Below are 18,233 nucleotides of genomic sequence, written 5' to 3'. Positions count from 1 at the left end.
GCGGCACCGGTTCTCGTCCTCGTCCTTATTACCTCGCCAACAGGTGCGGGACGAACCAGCGTGTAAGCAACAAACCACGCAGATTCGAAAAACCCCGCACCGGAAGGTAGCGGGGTTTTTTTTGACCGGTTTCCAGCACTACTCCATTCCCAACCGCCCCATCGCACAGGACCACACCATGACCAGCAGCACCTCCACCCACGCCGACATCAAGACCATCGCCGTCATCGGCTATGGCAGCCAGGGCCGCGCGCACGCGCTCAACCTGCGCGACTCCGGCTTCGACGTGATCGTCGGCCTGCGCCCGGGCGGCCCGACCGAAGCCAAGGCCCAGGCCGACGGCTTCGTGGTCAAGGCACCGGCCGAAGCGGTGAAGGACGCCGACCTGGTCGCGGTGCTGACCCCGGACATGGTCCAGCAGAAGCTGTACGAGGACGTGCTGGCCCCGAACCTGAAACAGGGCGCCTGCCTGCTGTTCGCGCACGGCCTGAACGTGCACTTCGACATGATCAAGCCGCGCGAGGACCTGGACGTGGTGCTGGTCGCGCCGAAGGGCCCGGGTGCACTGGTCCGCCGCGAGTACGAGATCGGCCGCGGCGTGCCCTGCATCTACGCTGTGCACCAGGACAGGAGCGGCAAGGCCGAAGCGCTGGCGCTGGCCTATGCCGGCGGCCTGGGCGGCGCGCGCGCCAACATCATCAAGACCACCTTCAAGGAAGAGACCGAAACCGACCTGTTCGGCGAGCAGGCCGTGCTGTGCGGCGGCGCTTCGTCGCTGGTCCAGGCCGGCTTCGAGACCCTGGTCGAGGCCGGCTACCAGCCGGAAATCGCCTACTACGAAGTGCTGCACGAGCTGAAGCTGATCGTCGACCTGTTCTACGAAGGCGGCATCACCCGCATGCTCGAGTTCATCTCCGAGACCGCGCAGTACGGCGACTTCGTCAGCGGCCCGCGCGTGATCGACGCCTCGGTGAAGGCGCGCATGAAGGACGTGCTGACCGACATCCAGAACGGCACCTTCACCCGCAACTGGAAGGCCGAGTACGACGCCGGCCTGCCGAATTACAAGAAGTTCCAGCAGGCCGACAAGGACCACCCGATCGAGAAGGTCGGCCAGGAACTGCGCGCCAAGATGGTGTGGCTGCAGGCCAATGCCAAGGCCGATACCGACAAGACAGCCGCCGCATGAACGCCGACGCCTCCACCGCGGTGACGGCCGGGGCGCGCAATGGCGCGGCCTGGGTCGCGCACGCCCTGGAAGCGGAGGGCGTGGACACGCTCTTCGGCTATCCGGGCGGCGCGATCATGCCGTTCTACGACGCGCTGGTGGATTCGGGGCTGCGCCACATCCTGGTCCGTCACGAGCAGGGTGCGGCGCTGGCCGCGAACGGCTACGCGCGGGCCAGCGGCAGGGTCGGCGTGTGTGTGGCCACCTCCGGTCCCGGTGCGTCGAACCTGGTCACCGGCATCGCCGATGCGATGCTCGATTCGGTGCCGATGGTCTGCATCACCGGCCAGGTCGCCACCCCGCTGCTGGGCACCGATGCCTTCCAGGAACTGGACGTGTTCGGCATGACCATGCCGATCGTCAAGCACAGCTTCCTGGTGCGCAGCGTCGACGACCTGCCGCGCGTGCTGTCCGAGGCCTTCCGCATCGCGCGCGAAGGCCGGCCCGGCCCGGTGCTGATCGACCTGCCGAAGGATGTGCAGGTCGGTCCGGCCACGCACCTGCCGGTGCACGTGCCGGCGCAGGTCGATCCGGAACCGGCGCCGCCGCAGGCCGCGCTGGCCGAGGCGGTCGCCGCGATCGCCGCCGCCGAGAAGCCTGTCGTCTACGGTGGCGGCGGCATCGGCCTGGCGGATGCGGTGGAGGAGTTCCGTCAGTTCGTCGAAGCCACCCGCATCCCGACCGTGCTGACCCTGCGGGGCCTGGGTTCGCTGCCGGCCAACCATCCGCAGTACCTGGGCATGCTCGGCATGCACGGCACCCGCGCGGCGAACATCGCCGTGCAGGAGTCGGACCTGCTGCTGGTGGTCGGCGCGCGCTTCGACGACCGCGCCACCGGCAAGCTGGCCGAGTTCGCCCCGTTCGCGCGCGTGATCCACCTGGATGCCGACGCCTACGAGATCTCCAAGCTGCGCACCGCCGACATCGCCCTGCCCGGCGACGTCGCCGCCGGCCTGCGCGCACTGGTCGCTGCCGGTCCGTCGGCGAGCGCATCGGCCACGCAGGACGACTGGCGCCGGCGCTGCACGACGCTGCGCGAGAAGCACGCGGCCCGTTACGACGCGCCGGGCACCGACATCTACGCGCCCGCGCTGCTGAAGCGGGTCAGCGAGCTGGCGCCCGATGCGGTGATCGCCTGCGACGTCGGCCAGCACCAGATGTGGGTCGCCCAGCACTGCCGCTTCAACCATCCGCGCAACCACCTGACCTCCGGTGCACTGGGCACGATGGGTTTCGGCCTGCCGGCGGCGATGGGCGCGCAGTTCGCCTGCCCGGACCGCACCGTGGTGCTGGTCAACGGCGATGGCGGTTTCATGATGAACGTGCAGGAGCTGGTGACCATCGCCCGCTGCAAGCTGCCGGTGAAGATGGTGCTGCTGGACAACAGTTCGCTGGGCATGGTGCGCCAGTGGCAGGAGCTGTTCTTCGACAAGCGCTACAGCGAGATCGACCTGTCCGACAACCCGGACTTCGCCGCGCTCGCCCAGGTCTGCGGCATCCCCGCACGCCACGTCACGCAGCGTGCCGAGGTCGAGGACGCGCTGGCCGCGCTGCTGGCATCGCCCGGCCCTGGCCTGCTGCACGTGACCATCGATGCACGCGCCAACGTCTGGCCGCTGGTCCCGCCGAACAACGCCAACAGCACCATGCTGGACAGCAATCCCAACGAACAGCGCGCGGAGGCCCAGCATGCGATACCGGCTTGACCTGGTGCTGAAACCGGCCGAAGGCGCCCTGGTGCGCGTGCTCGGCATGGTCGAGCGTCGCGGCTTCGCCGCCCGGTCGCTGTCCGGCGCGCTCGCCGGCGACGATGGCCGCTGGCGCCTGCAGGTGGTGGTCGATGGCGTGCGCCCGGCCGAAACCCTGAAGCGCCAGCTGCAGAAGGTGTACGACGTCGAGGCGGTCGAGATCGTCGCGGTCGACGCCGACGCCGTCAGCGGAGCCGCGGCATGAGTCTGCCTGCGGCCGGCCCCTCGTTCCCGCGTCGCCCGGCTCCGGTCGCGGCACGGGTGCGGAGGTGCCTTCTTCGCGATCGCGCAGGAGGACCAGGCGATGCCTGACGCCGGCCTGTCCAGCGCCTCCAGCGGAGACCCCGATGTCGGCGACGTCGACGTCAGTGTCGCCGATGTCCTGACCGCGCAGGCGCGGCTGCGCCGCTACCTGCCGGTCACCCCGCTGCACCATGCCGAGCGTTTCGGCGTGTGGCTCAAGCTCGAGAACCTGCAGCGCACCGGCTCCTACAAGGTGCGCGGCGCGCTCAATGCCCTGCTGGCCGCGCGCGAGCGTGGCGACCGGCGGCCGGTCATCTGCGCCTCGGCGGGCAACCACGCCCAGGGCGTGGCCTGGGCCGCCTACCGGCTGGGCGTGCCGGCGATCACGGTGATGCCGCATGGCGCACCGGCGACCAAGATCGCCGGCGTCGCCCACTGGGGTGCGACGGTGCGCCAGCATGGCGACAGCTACGACGAAGCCTACGCGTTCGCCCGGGCGCTCGCCGAACAGAACGACTACCGCTTCCTGTCCGCGTTCGACGACCCGGACGTGATCGCCGGCCAGGGCACGATCGGGATCGAGATCGCCCCGCATGCCCCGGACGTGGTGATCGTTCCGATCGGCGGCGGCGGCTTGGCGTCCGGCGTGGCGCTGGCGCTGAAATCGCAGGGCGTGCGCGTGGTCGGCGCCCAGGTCGAGGGCGTCGACTCCATGGCCCGCGCGATCAAGGGCGACACCCGTGCCCAGGACCCGGCCCGGACCCTGGCCGACGGCGTCCGCGTGAAGGTCCCCGGTTTCATCACCCGGCGCCTGTGCGCGCGCCTGCTCGACGACGTGGTCATCGTGCGCGAGGCCGAGCTGCGCGAAACCCTGGTGCGGCTGGCGCTGGAAGAGAACCTGATCGCCGAGGGCGCCGGCGCCCTGGCCCTGGCCGCCGGCCGCCGCGTGAACGGCAAGCGCAAGTGCGCGGTGGTCTCCGGTGGCAACATCGACGCCGGCGCGCTGGCCACCCTGCTGTCCGAGGTCCGGCCCCGGCCGCCGCGCAAACCGCGCCGCCGGACCAGCGGACCGCAGCCGCTCGAACCCGGGACCAAGGCAAAGCCCCCGCAAGCGGCTACCATCGCTCCATCCCCCCATTCCACCGTCATTCCCGCGGCGCCCCAAGCGGCCCCGCAGACCGTCAGCGAAGAGGAACTCACCTGGTGAACGCGCCCATTAACACCGCCACCCCCGAGGGGGGAGCCCCGGCCCGCGTCCGCGTATTCGACACCACGCTGCGCGATGGCGAACAGTCCCCCGGCTGCAGCATGACCCCTCCGCAGAAGCTGGTGATGGCCCGCGCCCTGGCCGACCTGGGCGTGGACGTCATCGAGACCGGCTTCCCGGCCAGTTCGCAGTCCGACCGCGAAGCGATGGCCCTGATCGCCCGCGAGGTGCGCAGCCCGACCCTGGCCGTGCTGTCGCGCTGCCTGCAGTCGGACATCGACATCTCGCTGCGCGCGCTCGAAGCCGCCGCCAACCCGCGTCTGCACGTGTTCCTGTCGACCAGCCCGCTGCACCGCGAGCACAAGCTGCGCCTGACGCGGCAGCAGGTGCTGGACCGCATCGTCGAGAGCGTGGCCTACGCCAAACGCCACATCGACGACATCGAGTTCTCCACCGAGGACGGCACGCGCACCGAAGAAGACTTCCTGCATGAGGTCATCGCCGCGGCGATCGCCGCCGGTGCGACCACGATCAACGTGCCCGACACCGTCGGCTTCACCACGCCCGAGGAGATCCGCGGCCTGTTCCAGCGCCTGATCGCCAACGTGCCGGGCGCGGACAAGGTGATCTTCAGCGCGCACTGCCACAACGATCTGGGCCTGGCCGTGGCCAACAGCCTGGCCGCGATCGAAGGCGGCGCGCGCCAGGTCGAGTGCACGATCAACGGCATTGGCGAGCGCGCCGGCAACTGCGCGCTGGAAGAGATCGTGATGGCGCTGAAGGTGCGCAGCGCCTTCTTCAATGCCGACAGCGGCATCGACACCCGCCGCCTGGTGCCGACCTCGCAGCTGCTGCAGCGTCTGGTCGGCATGCCGGTCCAGCGCAACAAGGCCGTGGTCGGCGCCAATGCATTCGCGCACGAGTCGGGCATCCACCAGCACGGCATGCTGCGCCACCGCGGCACCTACGAGATCATGCGTCCGCAGGACGTGGGCTGGCCGGACACGCAGATGGTGCTGGGCCGCCACAGCGGCCGCGCCGCCGTCGAGGCGCGCCTGCGCGCGCTCGGCTACTACCTGGAGGAAGGCGACCTGGATCTGGTCTTCGCCGACTTCAAGGCGCTGTGCGAGCAGCAGCGCGTGGTCACCGACGCCGACCTGCAGACGCTGATGCAGGATGGCCAGGACGGCCAGGGCTACCGGCTGGCGTCGATGACGGTCAGCGACCGCGGGCAGAAGGCCAGCGCCACCGTGGAACTGTCCGATCCGGACGGCCGCCGCGTGTCGGAAACGGCCGAAGGCGACGGCCCGGTCGACGCGCTGTTCGCCGCGCTGGCCTCGGCCACCGGCGTGCAGCTGAGCCTGGAAAGCTACCAGGTGCACAGCGTCGGCATCGGTGCCGACGCGCGCGGCGAGGCCAGCCTCAGCGTGCGCCAGGGCGACGAGGAATTCGAAGGCACCGGCACCAGCCGCGACATCATCGAGGCCAGCGCGCTGGCCTGGCTGGACGTAGCCAACCGCCTGCTGCGCCAGCGGCGCGGCGTGGCGGTGGAAGCCGCGACCGCCTGAGTCCGCTGTTCCGCGCCCACGGTCATCCGGCCGTGGGCGCGTTGCCGTTCCCTCCTGTTGCCGCTGCGGCCTGCGCAGCGGGCGGATCCATCCACGCCGTTGTCATGCGGACCCGGTTACATAGGGGGCCGTCCAGAGGATCGTTGTCGATGCCGCTCCCCGAAAGTACCCAGGCCGCCACGCTCAGTTTCGATGCGGCCGTGCACCGTGCCCTCTCGCGCCGGCTGTCCGATACGCCCTACCCGCACAGCGGGTCCACCGTGATCCTCCGCCCGGCCGCGACGGCCGGCGACGTGGCGGACGCCCGCGATGCGTCCACCGGCTCCAGCGCCGCATCGTTCGCTGTGGGCGCACCGGCCTGACGCTGCCCTGATGCGGCTGCGTGCTGCCACGCGACCGCATCTGCCAGCAAGTACGCTTCCGCACCGTTCGCGACCGGACTGCATCCGCGCATCCGGCTGCCGTGCTGCTGCATGTCCGGCACACTGCGGCAGTCGCGTGCGAGCATCCGTCCCACGCGCTGGCCCGTAGCCGGGCGACGCGGCGGCCGGCGCGAGGTCCGCGCCGTCCCGCACGGGCACGGCGCACCCGTTTCCCGTTCGATCAGAGCGCGGCGGCCACCGCCGCGCCCATCTCCGCCGTGCCGACCTTGCGGGTCCCTTCCGACCAGATGTCGGCGGTGCGCAGGCCCGCATCCAGCACCTGGCCGACCGCGCGTTCGATCGCATCGGCGCTGGCCGGCGCACCCAGGCTGTAGCGCAGCAGCATCGCCACCGACAGGATCGTCGCCAGCGGGTTGGCCACGCCCTGGCCGGCGATGTCCGGCGCCGAGCCGTGGCAGGGCTCGTACATGCCCTTGTTGTCGGCATCCAGCGACGCCGACGGCAGCATGCCGATCGAGCCGGTCAGCATCGAGGCCTGGTCGGACAGGATGTCGCCGAACATGTTGTCGGTGACGATCACGTCGAACTGCTTGGGCGCGCGCACCAGCTGCATCGCCGCGTTGTCGACGTACATGTGCGACAGCGCCACGTCCGGATAGTCCTTCGCGACCTCCTCGACCACCGCGCGCCACAGCTGGCTCGACGCCAGTACGTTGGCCTTGTCGACCGAGCACAGCTTCTTCCCGCGCACGCGCGCCATGTCGAAGCCGACCCGGGCGATGCGGGCGATCTCGCTCTCGGTGTAGGGCAGCGTGTCGTAGGCCTTGCGCTGGCCGTCGGGCAGCACTTCGGTCCCGCGCGGCGCGCCGAAGTAGATGCCGCCGGTGAGCTCGCGCACGATCAGGATGTCCAGGCCGGACACGACCTCGGGCTTGAGCGTGGACGCGCCGGCCAGCTGCGGATACAGCAGCGCCGGACGCAGGTTGGCGAACAGGCCCAGCTGCGAGCGGATCTTCAGCAGACCGCGCTCCGGGCGCAGCGCCGGGTCGATCGTGTCCCACTTCGGGCCACCGACCGCACCGAGCAGCACCGCATCGGCGGCGCGCGCGCGCGCCAGGGTTTCGTCGGCCAGCGGCGTGCCGTAACGGTCGTAGGCCGCGCCGCCCAGGTCGTCGAACTCCAGACTCAGGCCGAGGCCGTCGCGGGCGTCGACCAGTTCCAGCACCTTGACCGCCTCGGCGACGATTTCAGGACCGATGCCGTCGCCGGGCAGGACCAGGATCTTCTTGCTCATTGTCTACGTGTTCCTTGTCAGCGGATCGCGCCGAACAGCCAGGGGCTGGCGGCCTTGTGGCGGGTTTCGAACGCGGCGATGGCATCGCGTTCCTGCAGGGTCAGGCCGATGTCGTCCAGGCCGTGCAGCAGGCAGTGCTTGCGGAAGGCATCGATCTCGAAGCGGTACTGCACGCCGTCCGGGCGGGTCACGGTCTGCGTGGCCAGGTCGACGGTCAGCGTATAGCCCTCGGTCGCCTCGGCCTGCGCGAACAGCGCATCGACCTCGGCATCGGCCAGCACGATCGGCAGCAGCCCGTTCTTGAAGCTGTTGTTGAAGAAGATGTCGGCGAAGCTCGGCGCGATCACGGTGCGGAAGCCGTATTCGTCCAGCGCCCACGGCGCGTGTTCGCGCGAGGAGCCGCAGCCGAAATTCTCGCGTGCCAGCAGCACGCTGGCGCCGGCATAGCGCGGGAAATTCAGCACGAACTCGTGGTTGAGCGGGCGTGCGCTGCTGTCCTGGCCGGGCTGGCCGACATCGAGATAGCGCCATTCGTCGAACAGGTTCGGACCGAAGCCTGTGCGCTTGATCGACTTCAGGAACTGCTTGGGAATGATCTGGTCGGTATCGACGTTGGCGCGGTCCAGCGGGGCGACCAGGCCGGTGTGGGTGGTGAAGGCTTTCATGGTCTGCTCCTCAGGCCTGCATCAGTTCGCGCACATCGACGAAGTGGCCCGCCACCGCCGCGGCGGCCGCCATCGCCGGGCTGACCAGGTGGGTGCGGCCACCGGCGCCCTGGCGGCCTTCGAAGTTGCGGTTCGAGGTCGACGCGCAGTGTTCGCCGCTGCCGAGCTTGTCCGGGTTCATCGCCAGGCACATCGAGCAACCCGGCTCGCGCCACTCGAAACCGGCCTCGAGGAACACCTTGTCCAGGCCCTCGGCCTCGGCCTGCGCCTTGACCAGACCCGAGCCCGGCACCACCAGCGCCTGCTTCACGCTCGCCGCGACCCTGCGGCCCCTGGCCACCTCGGCGGCGGCACGCAGATCCTCGATCCGCGAGTTGGTGCACGAGCCGATGAACACGCGGTCCAGCCGGATCGCGGTGATCGGCTGGTTGGCCTGCAAGCCCATGTACTTCAGCGCGCGGGTGATCGAATCCTTCCTCACCGGATCGGATTCCCGTGCCGGGTCCGGCACGTTCTGGTCCACTGCCAGCACCATCTCCGGCGAGGTGCCCCAGCTGACCTGCGGCCGGATGTCCTCGGCCTTCAGCTCGACCACGGTGTCGAAGTGCGCGTCCGGGTCGGAGACCAGGTCGCGCCACTGGACCACGGCCGCGTCCCAGTCCGCGCCCTTCGGCGAGAACGGACGGCCGCGCACGTAGTCGATGGTCTTCTCGTCCACCGCGACCATGCCGACACGCGCGCCGGCCTCGATCGCCATGTTGCAGATCGTCATCCGGCCTTCGACCGACAAATCGCGGATCGCGCTGCCGGCGAACTCCAGCGCATGGCCGTTGCCGCCGGCGGTGCCGATGCGGCCGATGACCGCCAGCACGATGTCCTTGGCGGTGACGCCAAACGGCAGCGTGCCCTCGACACGCACCTGCATGTTCTTCATCTTCTTGGCGATCAGGCACTGGGTGGCCAGCACGTGCTCGACCTCGGAGGTGCCGATGCCGTGCGCCAGCGCCCCGAACGCGCCATGCGTGGAGGTATGCGAGTCGCCGCAGACCACGGTCATGCCCGGCAGCGTGGCGCCCTGCTCCGGGCCGACCACGTGGACGATGCCCTGGCGCGCATCGTTCATCTTGAACTCGAGGATGCCGAAGGCGTCGCAGTTCTCGTCCAGCGTCTGCACCTGCAGCCGCGAGACCTCGTCGACGATCGCCTCCAGCCCGCCCTGACGCTCGGCGCGGGTGGTCGGCACGTTGTGGTCGGGAGTAGCGATGTTGGCGTCGATCCGCCACGGCGCGCGGCCGGCCAGACGCAGGCCTTCGAACGCCTGCGGCGAGGTCACTTCGTGGAGGATGTGCCGGTCGATGTAGATCAGCGAGGAGCCATCGTCGCGACGGCTCACCTCGTGCATCTCCCACAGCTTGTCGTACAGGGTCTTGCCGGCCATCGTGCTGCCTCGGTGCGTGTCTGGCGCGCGGGAGCGCTTCCCGCCAGCTGGACGGCCATCCTGCCGGCTTGCCTTCGATTACTCAAATGCATATTTTTCATCCATTCGATTCCCAACTGGAATCCGGATGGACTGGACCGGCCTGACCGCCTTCGTCGCCGTCGCCGAGCACGGCGGTTTCTCCGCCGCGGCCGAGCACCTGCACCTGACCCAGCCGGCGGTGAGCAAGCGCATCGCCCTGCTGGAGCAGTCGCTCGAGCAGCGCCTGTTCGACCGGCTCGGCCGCCAGATCGTGCTGACCGAGGCCGGTCGCCTGCTGCTGCCGCGCGCGCAGCGGATGCTGGCCGAGGCCGACGCGGCCCGGCGCGCGTTGCAGGATCTCGGCCAGGACATCGGCGGCCGCCTGCGGGTGGCCACCAGCCATCATGTCGGCCTGCACCGGCTGCCCGACCTGCTGCGCCGGTTCAGCGGCGCGCATCCGCAGGTGGCGCTGGACATCCGCTTCATGGATTCCGAGCAGGCCTATGCGCAGGTGCTGCAGGGCGAGGCCGAACTGGCGGTGACCACGCTGGGACCGACCGAGCCGCCGCTGCAGGCGACACCGCTGTGGAACGATCCGCTGCGCTTCGTGGTGGCGCCCGACCATCCGCTGGCGCGCCGCGCGAAGGTGGGTCTGGCCGACATCGCCGCGCATCCGGCGGTGCTGCCCGACCCGGGCACCTTCACCCACCGCATCGTCGCCGACACCTTCGCCCGCCGCGGCCTGTCGCTGCAGTTGCGGATGACGACCAACTACCTGGAGACGATCAAGATGATGGTTTCGGTCGGGCTGGCGTGGAGCGCGCTGCCGGACACCATGGTCGACACGCAGGTCCGGGTGCTGGCCGTTCCCGGCGTGGCGCTGGAACGGAAACTGGGTGTGGTCGTGCATGGCGGGCGCACGCTGTCGCGCGCGGCCGTGGCGTTCGCCGCGCTGCTGCACGCGCATGCCGATCCGGCACCGGGCAGCGCACCGGATCACGGCGCCTGAGCGACGCCTCAGCCGGCGACGATCCGGTCACGCCCCTGCTGCTTGGCCTCGTGCAGGCGCTGGTCGGCCACCGCCAGCAGCGCGTGCGCGCTCTGGCCGGGAACCAGTGCCGCCACGCCGGCGCTGACCGTGCAGTGCAGGCTGGCGCCGTCGTCCAGGCGCAGCTGCTGGCCGGCGATCGCGGCGGCCAGCATGGCCATCGCCGCCTCCGCCTGCGCCAGGTGCCGGCCGGGCATGCAGGCCAGGAATTCCTCGCCGCCATGGCGCGAGATGAAGATCGCCTGCCGCTCCGCGAACTCGCCCATCGTCGCCGCGACCCGGCACAGCACCGCATCGCCGGCGGCGTGACCATGGCGGTCGTTGACCCGCTTGAAGTGGTCGATGTCGATCAAGGCCACGCACAGCGGTGCGCCGGTGGCCTCCGCCGCGGCGATCGCCTGGTCCAGCCGCTGGTCGCCGGCGCGCCGGTTCGGCAGCCCGGTCAGGGTGTCGTGGGTGGCCTGCCAGGCCAGCTGCTGCATCAGCGCCTCGCGCTCGCGGTCGGAGCGTTCCAGCGCCTCGTTCTTTAGCCGCAGTTCGCGCGTGCCCTGCTCGACCAGCGCGCGCAGACGGCGGCGGTGCGCGCGCTGGCGCGCGGTCATGCCCAGATGGACCAGTACCGCCAGCACCGCCAGGCCCGCCGCGCACGACAGCAGGAACCAGAAGCGGTACCAGAACGGCGGCTCGACCTGGAGGTCGAAGCCGGCGCTGGCCACGGTACCGCTCCAGTCGGCCGGCGCGTTGGTCGCCTGCACCTCGAAGCGGAACCGGCCCGGCGGCAGGTTGGTGTAGGCGGCCTCGGTACCGCCGCCGGCGTCGACCCAGGCGTGCTCGAACCCGGACAGCCGATAGCGGTAGCGCAGCTTGCCGGGCGCACGCAGGCTGATCGCGGCGTAATGCACGGTCAGGCGGCGCGCGTCCGGCGGCAGCACCGGGGTGACGTCCAGCGGCAGCGGCTGGCCGTCGACCTCGGCCGCCTCGATCAACAGCGGCGTGTCGCGGGCGCGCTGGCGGCTGGCCACCGTCGGGTCGATCACCACCACGCCGCGCGCGGTGGGAAACCAAAGCCGGCCATCGCGCATGCGCCAGCCGGCCGGTGCGCTGCTGCCGTTGGCCTGGCTGCTGGGCATGCCGTCGTTGTGGTCGAACACCTCGACCACCAGCTGCGTCCGCGTCCCGCGGTCGACCTCGTCGAAGCCTGCGCGCGGGATCCGGAACACGCCGTAGTTGCTTGACAGCCACAGGTTGCCCGCACCGTCGTCGAGGATCCGCAGCACCGTGTCGCGCGGCAGGCCGACGCGATGGTCGTACTGGCTGAAGCGCCCGTCGCGCATCCGCAGCACGCCGCGGTCGCTGGCGATCCACAGCGTGCCGTCGGCGTCCTCGAGGAAATCGAAGCTGCCGACCGCGGGAAACCCATCCGCCGGACGCCAGCCACGCAGCGTGCCGTCGCGCCGCAACGCGGCGATGCCGCCGGACGTCCCGATCCACACCGTGCCGTCGCGGGCCTGGTACAGGGTGCGCACGAACCGCGCGGGCAGGCCGTCGGCCTCGCCATAGATCCGTTCCGGACGTCCGTCCCGCCAGCGCACCAGGCCGCCGCCGGTGCCGATCCAGACGCTGCCATCGCGGTCCTGCAGGATCGCGCGGACATGGTCGGACGGCAGCCCGGATGCCTTGTCGATCCGGGTCCGCACCCCGTCGCCGGCGAGCACGCCCAGCACGCCCTGGTCGTAGGTGCCGACCAGGATGCGGCCGCCGGCGTCCTCGGCCAAGGCCATCACCGATGGCTGCGGCTGCCCGTCGGCGGCCAGGCGCACGCGCTGCGGCTGCCCGTCGCGCCACAGGTCGAGCCCGCTGGCATGGCCGATCCAGATCCCGCCATCGCGCGCCTGCAGGATGGTGCGCACGTAATCGTCGCCGAGCCCGCCGGCGGTACCGATGCCATAGACCGCGCCGTCCGAGATCCGGAACAGGCCGTTGGTGGTACCGGCCCAGATCAGGCCCTCGCGGTCCTCGAACAGCGCCGGCGAACCGCGTCCGACCAGGCCGTGGCGCTCACCGAGCACCTGCAGCCCGTCGGCGCCGCGGCGGACCAGACCGCCGGCCGCGCGCAGCATCCACAGGTTGCCGTCGCGGTCGTCGAGCACCGCTTCCACGCGCTCGCGCAGCAGCGGCACCGCCCGCCCGTCGTGCAGGTGCCAGACGCCGCCATCGCCGGCGACCCACAGGCCGCCATCGCGGGCGCGGACCAGACCGCGCACGGCCTCGGCAGGCAGGCCGACGCGGCGCCCGAGATCCTCGATGCCGCCGGCGGTCATCCGGAACAGGCCGCGGCTGTTGCCGACCAGCATCGCGCCGTCGGTGTCCTGCAGCAGGACGTAGGTCAGCGCCCCGTTCAGGCGCGGATCCTGTCCGGGTTCCTGCACCCGCCCCTGGGCATCGAGCCGGAACAGCGAGCTCTCGGTGCCGATCCACAGCTCGCCCGCGCGGTCCCGGTGCAGGGTGGACACCGCCAGTCCGCCGAGCGCGGCTTCGGCGACTCGCGTCCAGCGGCCGGCCTTACGCTGCAGCACGCCGAACTGGGCGGTGCCGAACAGCACGCTCCCATCGGCCTCGGGCAGGATGCTGCGCACGCCGGCGATCTGCATGCCGGGCACGGTGGTGGCGTCGAAGGCGCTGAACTGGCGGCCGTTGAAGCGCGCCGCGCCTTCCCAGGTGCCGATCCACAGCAGGCCGGCCTGGTCCTGGCCGATCGAATGGACCAGGTTGTGCGGCAGCCCGTCCTCCATCGTCCAGGCGGTCACCGTGTACTCGTCGACGCTGCGCTGCGGATCGAGCGCGAGCGCGGCCGGCGACAGGCACAGCAGCGCCAGCCCCAACAGGCGGCGCAGCGTCAGGCGGACGGTTCGACAGGCAGGACGGGACACCGGACCCCCGGATCAGGTCCGGCAATGATGCCAAAAACGGGGCACCGGTCACATGACGACGCGTGCCTGCGGCGGCACGCGTCGTCCGTTCCCACGGGCCGGCTCAGCCCGGCGTGGCCTCCGTCGGCCGCACCCGGAACCAGGTCGCGTAGAGGGCCGGCAGGAACAGCAGGGTCAGCGCGGTCGCCACGATCAGGCCGCCCATGATCGCCACCGCCATCGAGCCGTAGAACGCGCTGCGCGACAGCGGGATCATCGCCAGCACCGCGGTCAGCGCGGTCAGCACGATCGGGCGGAAGCGGCGCACGGTGGCGTCGATGATCGCGTGCCAGCGGTCGTGGCCGGCGGCGATGTCCTGCTCGATCTGGTCCACCAGGATCACCGAGTTGCGCATGATCATGCCGGCCAGCGCGATCGTGCCCAGCATCGCCACGAAGCCGAATGGCATCCGGAACAGCAGCAGGAACCAGGTCGCGCCGATCAGGCCCAGCGGGGCGGTGACCAGCACCAGCGCGGTACGCGAGAAGCTGCGCAGCTGCAGCATCAGCAGCGTGGTCACCACCAGCAGGAACAGCGGCATGCCGGCGCCGATCGAATCCTGGCCACGCTTGGAGTCCTCGACCGAGCCGCCGACCTCCAGCCGGTAGCCGTCCGGCAGGGTGTCGCGGATCGCGTCCAGGGTCGGGTCGATCTGCGCGGTCACCGCGGCCGGCAGCAGGGTGTCGCCGAGATCGGCGCGTACCGTCACCGTCGGCAGCCGGTCGCGGTGCCAGATGATCCCGTCCTCGAAGCCCTGCTCCAGCCGCGCGACCTGCGACAGCGGCACGCTGCCGCCATCGCCGGTCGGCACCGCCAGGCTGCCCAGCGCTTCCAGCCGACCGCGGTCGTCGGCATCGCCGCGCAGCAGGATCTGGACCAGCTCGTTGTCGTCGCGGAACGTGCTGACGCCGTAGCCGGTCAGCTGCGCGGTCAGCAGCTGCGAGAGCTGCGCGGTGCTCACGCCCAGCGCGCGGGCGCGGTCCTGGTCCAGCTCCAGCCGCACCACCTTGCTGGGCTCGTCCCAGTCCAGATTGACGTTGGTGGTATGCGGATTGGCGCGGACCTGCTCGGCGACGCGGTGGGCGATCGCGCGGACCTGCTCGATGTGCTCGCCTGACACGCGGAACTGCACCGGGTAGCCGACCGGCGGGCCGTTCTCCAGGCGCGTCACCCGCATCTGCAGTTCGGGGAACTGCGGGGCGACCTCGCGCAGCAGCCAGTTGCGCAGTTCCTCGCGCGCCTGGATGTCGTCGGCCAGCACCACGAACTGGCTGAAATTGGTCGCCGGCAGCTGCTGGTCCAGCGGCAGATAGAAGCGCGGCGAACCGGTGCCGACGTAGGCCACGTAGTTGGTGATGCCCGGGCGGTCCTGCAGCAGCGCCTCGAGCTTCTTCGCCTGCGCTTCGGTCGCGCGCAGCGACACGCCTTCGGCCAGTTCCATGTCGACCATCAGCTCGGGCCGGGTCGAATCGGGGAAGAACTGCTGCGGCACGAAGCGGAACATCAGCAGCGACAGCACGAACAGGCCGACCGTGGCTGCGATCACCAGCCAGCGATGGCGCAGGCAGGCGTCGAGCAGGCCGCGGAAGCGCTGGTAGAACGGGGTCTGGTACGGATCATGGTGATGGCCGACCGGCGCCGGCGCCAGCACCGACGCGTACTGCGGCCAGCGGTCGGCCAGCCGCTCGCGCCAGGCGCGGCGGCGTGCGGCCAGGCTGCCGGGCTTCGGCGGCTGCGGATGGGCCAGGTCGGGCAGCATCTTGTCGCCCAGGTACGGGATGAACAGCACCGCGGCCACCCACGACACCAGCAGCGCGATGGTCACCACCTGGAACAGCGAGCGCGTGTACTCGCCGGTGCTCGACGCCGCGGTGGCGATCGGCAGGAACCCGGCCGCGGTGATCAGGGTGCCGGTCAGCATCGGGAACGCGGTCGAGGTCCAGGCGAAGCTGGCCGCGCGCAGGCGGTCGAAGCCCTGCTCCATCTTGATGGCCATCATTTCCACCGCGATGATCGCGTCGTCGACCATCAGGCCCAGCGCCAGCACCAGCGCACCCAGCGAGATCTTGTGCAGGCCGATGTTGAAGTAGTGCATCAGCGCGAAGGTCATCGCCAGCACCAGCGGGATCGACACCGCCACCACCATGCCGGTGCGCCAGCCCAGCGAGAAGAAGCTGACCAGCAGCACGATGGTCACCGCCTCGGCCAGCACCTTGACGAACTCGCCGACCGACTCACGCACCGCATGCGGCTGGTCGGAGACCTTGCGCAGCTCCATGCCGGCCGGCAGCGTCTTCTGCAGGCGGTCGAACTCGACCTGCAGCGCCTCGCCGAGCCTGATGATGTTGCCGCCGTCCTTCATCGCCACCGAGATGCCGACCGCGTCCTCGCCCATGAAGCGCATGCGCGGGCCGGCCGGATCGGCGAAGCCGCGATGCACCTGCGCGATATCGCCGAGCCGGATCGTGCGGCCGTTGGCGCGGATCGGGAATTCGCGGATCTGCTCGACAGAGGCGAACTCGCCGCTGACCCGCAGCTGCACGCGCTCGCCTTCGGTCTCGAAGTAGCCGGCCGGCGACACCGCGTTCTGCTCGGACAGCGCCTGCTGCACCGCCGCCAGCGGAATGCCCAGCGTCGCCAGCCGCGCGTTGGAGATCTCGACCCAGACCTTTTCGTCCTGCAGGCCGATCAGCTCGATCTTGCCGACGTCCTTGACCCGCTGCAGTTCCAGCTGGATGCGGTCGGCGTAGTCCTTCAGCGCGGCGTAGTCGAAGCCCGGCCCGGTCAGCGCGTAGATGTTGCCGTAGGTGTCGCCGAACTCGTCGTTGAAGAACGGGCCGATCACGCCCTCGGGCAGGGTCGCGTGGATGTCGCCGACCTTCTTGCGCACCTGGTACCAGAGCGCGGGCACGTCCTTGGAATGCATCGAATCGCGCGCCATGAAGATCACCTGCGATTCGCCCGGGCGCGAGTACGAGCGCACGAACTCGTACTGCCCGGTGTTCATCACCGCCTTCTCGATGCGCTCGGTCACCTGGCGCGAGACTTCCTCGGCCGTCGCGCCCGGCCACATCGTGCGCACCACCATCGCCTTGAAGGTGAACGGCGGGTCCTCGCTCTGGCCCAGGTCGCGGTACGACCAGAAGCCGATCAGCGCCAGCGCGATCATCGTGTACAGGACTAGGCCGCGGTTGTGCAGCGCCCATTCGGAGAGATTGAAGCCGCGCATGGCTCAGTCCGCCTTCGCCGGTGCGGCCGCCGCGGCGACCGGGCGGTTGTCTCGGTCGACCGGCGTCACCGCCTGGTCGGCGCGCAGCAGATGGCCACCGGCGGCGACCACCCAGTCATCCTGGGTCAGTCCACCGACCACCGGCACGGTGCTGCTGCCGTAGGTGCCCACGGTGATCGGCACGGAAATCAGGCGCCCCTGCCGCACCACCCACACCGCGGCCGTCGCATCGCCCTGGCCGCGCTGCACCGCGGCCAGCGGCACCGACAGGCTGCCGGGCGCGGTGCTCGCCTGGAGGTGCACGCGCGCGCTGCGGCCGAGTTCGTCGCCCGCCTCGGACGCATCGTCGAACGCGACCCGGGCCGGATAGCTGCGGGTCTGCGGATCGGCCGCCGGCGCGATCTCGCGCACCGTGCCTGCCAGGCGCCCGCCGGCGCGGCCCCAGATCTCGATCTGCGCCGCCTGCCCCACCTTGAACGTCTCGATCCGGTCTTCCGGCAGGTGGATCGCGACCTCGCGGCCGCCATCGGCCGCCAGGGTGAACACGGTCTGCCCCGCAGCCACGACCTGCCCGGCCTCGGCCTCGCGGCTGGCGATCACGCCCGCAGTCGGTGCACGCAGCGCGGTGTAGCCGGACTGGTTGCGGCTGACTTCCCACTGCGCGCGGGCCGCACGCTCCTGGCCCAGCGCGGCCTCGTAGGCGGTCTTCTGCGCGGCCAGCGCCGACTGGCTGACCAGTTGCTGGGCGGCCAGCGTGCGGTAGCGCTCCAGATCGCCCTGGGTGCGCACGCGCTCGGCCTCGGCCGCCGCCAGTTGCGCCTGCGCAGCCTGCGCCTGCAGCGCCTGGTCCTGCGGATCGAGTTCAGCCAACAGCTGGCCTTCGGTCACGCGCGCGCCGGCGTCGACCAGACGGCGCACCAGCTTGCCGCCGACCCGGAACGCCAGCGGGCTTTCCTCGCGTGCATGCACCTCGCCCGGGAACGCCAGTTCGCCGGCCCCGACGCCGTCCTGCGGCTGCACCACCCACACCGGACGCGGCTCCTCGGCCTGCGGCGCCTCACCACCGCAGGCGGCCAGCAGCGCGACACCGAGCAGGACCAGCATCCTGCCACCCGACTGAAATCCCTTGTTCATGACGAGCCACCTTGGGCGGGGTTAATATTTGAACCGGCCGGTATGGTATAAATAGAAA

13 protein-coding genes are annotated in these 18,233 nt (G+C 70.7%); 7 read left to right on the top strand and 6 right to left on the bottom strand.

What is annotated here, in order from left to right; all coding sequences use genetic code 11:
- The first annotated feature begins 178 nt into the window (after positions 1-178).
- The 6 genes from ilvC (at position 179) to IB242_RS16455 (ending at position 6,356) form a co-directional block, all read left to right on the top strand.
- On the top strand, positions 179-1,189 hold the full coding sequence (ilvC, locus tag IB242_RS16480; protein WP_192281986.1) for a ketol-acid reductoisomerase: 1,011 nt from the start codon (positions 179-181) through the stop codon (positions 1,187-1,189).
- On the top strand, positions 1,186-2,934 hold the full coding sequence (gene ilvG / locus IB242_RS16475) for an acetolactate synthase 2 catalytic subunit (protein ID WP_192281983.1): 1,749 nt from the start codon (positions 1,186-1,188) through the stop codon (positions 2,932-2,934). The genes ilvC and ilvG overlap by 4 nt, the downstream gene beginning before the upstream one ends.
- Positions 2,918-3,181: an ACT domain-containing protein gene (locus IB242_RS16470; RefSeq protein ID WP_192281980.1), complete on the top strand. Its 264-nt coding sequence runs from the start codon at positions 2,918-2,920 to the stop codon at positions 3,179-3,181. The genes ilvG and IB242_RS16470 overlap by 17 nt, the downstream gene beginning before the upstream one ends.
- 99 nt (positions 3,182-3,280) lie before the next feature.
- A complete protein-coding gene (locus IB242_RS16465; protein WP_192281977.1) occupies positions 3,281-4,426 on the top strand; it encodes a threonine dehydratase in 1,146 nt (381 codons plus the stop codon).
- An 8-nt stretch (positions 4,427-4,434) separates the two neighbouring features.
- A complete protein-coding gene (locus IB242_RS16460; RefSeq protein WP_192282223.1) occupies positions 4,435-5,994 on the top strand; it encodes a 2-isopropylmalate synthase in 1,560 nt (519 codons plus the stop codon).
- A 149-nt stretch (positions 5,995-6,143) separates the two neighbouring features.
- A complete protein-coding gene (locus IB242_RS16455) occupies positions 6,144-6,356 on the top strand; it encodes a hypothetical protein (RefSeq protein ID WP_192281974.1) in 213 nt (70 codons plus the stop codon).
- A gap of 241 nt (positions 6,357-6,597) precedes the next feature.
- Here IB242_RS16455 and leuB read toward each other — a convergent pair whose 3' ends face one another.
- Genes leuB through leuC form a run of 3 tightly spaced genes read right to left on the bottom strand, consistent with a single transcriptional unit; the run spans position 6,598 to position 9,774 of the window.
- On the bottom strand, positions 6,598-7,671 hold the full coding sequence (gene leuB / locus IB242_RS16450) for a 3-isopropylmalate dehydrogenase (protein WP_192281971.1): 1,074 nt from the start codon (positions 7,669-7,671) through the stop codon (positions 6,598-6,600).
- A gap of 17 nt (positions 7,672-7,688) precedes the next feature.
- On the bottom strand, positions 7,689-8,336 hold the full coding sequence (gene leuD / locus IB242_RS16445) for a 3-isopropylmalate dehydratase small subunit (RefSeq protein ID WP_192281967.1): 648 nt from the start codon (positions 8,334-8,336) through the stop codon (positions 7,689-7,691).
- A 10-nt stretch (positions 8,337-8,346) separates the two neighbouring features.
- A complete protein-coding gene (leuC, locus tag IB242_RS16440; protein WP_192281965.1) occupies positions 8,347-9,774 on the bottom strand; it encodes a 3-isopropylmalate dehydratase large subunit in 1,428 nt (475 codons plus the stop codon).
- 127 nt (positions 9,775-9,901) lie between these two features.
- Here leuC and IB242_RS16435 point away from each other — a divergent pair, with 127 nt between their 5' ends.
- A complete protein-coding gene (locus IB242_RS16435; protein ID WP_192281962.1) occupies positions 9,902-10,804 on the top strand; it encodes a LysR family transcriptional regulator in 903 nt (300 codons plus the stop codon).
- Between the two features lie 8 nt (positions 10,805-10,812).
- On the opposite strand, the gene IB242_RS16430 is transcribed toward IB242_RS16435, so the two are convergent.
- From IB242_RS16430 to IB242_RS16420, 3 genes are all read right to left on the bottom strand, one after another.
- Complete coding sequence (locus IB242_RS16430; protein WP_192281959.1) at positions 10,813-13,773, bottom strand: ligand-binding sensor domain-containing diguanylate cyclase; 2,961 nt, start codon at positions 13,771-13,773, stop codon at positions 10,813-10,815.
- 103 nt (positions 13,774-13,876) lie between these two features.
- Positions 13,877-17,041, bottom strand: coding sequence for an efflux RND transporter permease subunit (locus IB242_RS16425; RefSeq protein WP_192281956.1), 3,165 nt, complete (start codon positions 17,039-17,041; stop codon positions 13,877-13,879).
- A gap of 3 nt (positions 17,042-17,044) precedes the next feature.
- Positions 17,045-18,175: an efflux RND transporter periplasmic adaptor subunit gene (locus IB242_RS16420; protein ID WP_225540730.1), complete on the bottom strand. Its 1,131-nt coding sequence runs from the start codon at positions 18,173-18,175 to the stop codon at positions 17,045-17,047.
- Positions 18,176-18,233: the final 58 nt, after the last annotated feature.

This window comes from Xanthomonas sp. XNM01 (assembly GCF_014851915.1).
In the GTDB taxonomy this organism is placed as follows: Bacteria; Pseudomonadota; Gammaproteobacteria; order Xanthomonadales; family Xanthomonadaceae; genus Pseudoxanthomonas.
The sequence above is the reverse complement of the archived record's forward strand: the minus strand, read 5'-3'. Positions and strand labels throughout refer to the sequence as shown.

Coding starts and splice junctions, on each gene's coding strand:
- IB242_RS16455 (WP_192281974.1), top strand. CDS start 6,144: ATGCCGCTCCCCGAAAGTACCCAGGCCGCCACGCTCAGTTTCGATGCG.
- IB242_RS16465 (WP_192281977.1), top strand. CDS start 3,281: ATGCCTGACGCCGGCCTGTCCAGCGCCTCCAGCGGAGACCCCGATGTC.
- ilvG (WP_192281983.1), top strand. CDS start 1,186: ATGAACGCCGACGCCTCCACCGCGGTGACGGCCGGGGCGCGCAATGGC.
- IB242_RS16420 (WP_225540730.1), bottom strand. CDS start 18,175: ATGAACAAGGGATTTCAGTCGGGTGGCAGGATGCTGGTCCTGCTCGGT.
- leuB (WP_192281971.1), bottom strand. CDS start 7,671: ATGAGCAAGAAGATCCTGGTCCTGCCCGGCGACGGCATCGGTCCTGAA.
- ilvC (WP_192281986.1), top strand. CDS start 179: ATGACCAGCAGCACCTCCACCCACGCCGACATCAAGACCATCGCCGTC.
- IB242_RS16425 (WP_192281956.1), bottom strand. CDS start 17,041: ATGCGCGGCTTCAATCTCTCCGAATGGGCGCTGCACAACCGCGGCCTA.
- IB242_RS16435 (WP_192281962.1), top strand. CDS start 9,902: ATGGACTGGACCGGCCTGACCGCCTTCGTCGCCGTCGCCGAGCACGGC.
- leuD (WP_192281967.1), bottom strand. CDS start 8,336: ATGAAAGCCTTCACCACCCACACCGGCCTGGTCGCCCCGCTGGACCGC.
- IB242_RS16470 (WP_192281980.1), top strand. CDS start 2,918: ATGCGATACCGGCTTGACCTGGTGCTGAAACCGGCCGAAGGCGCCCTG.
- leuC (WP_192281965.1), bottom strand. CDS start 9,774: ATGGCCGGCAAGACCCTGTACGACAAGCTGTGGGAGATGCACGAGGTG.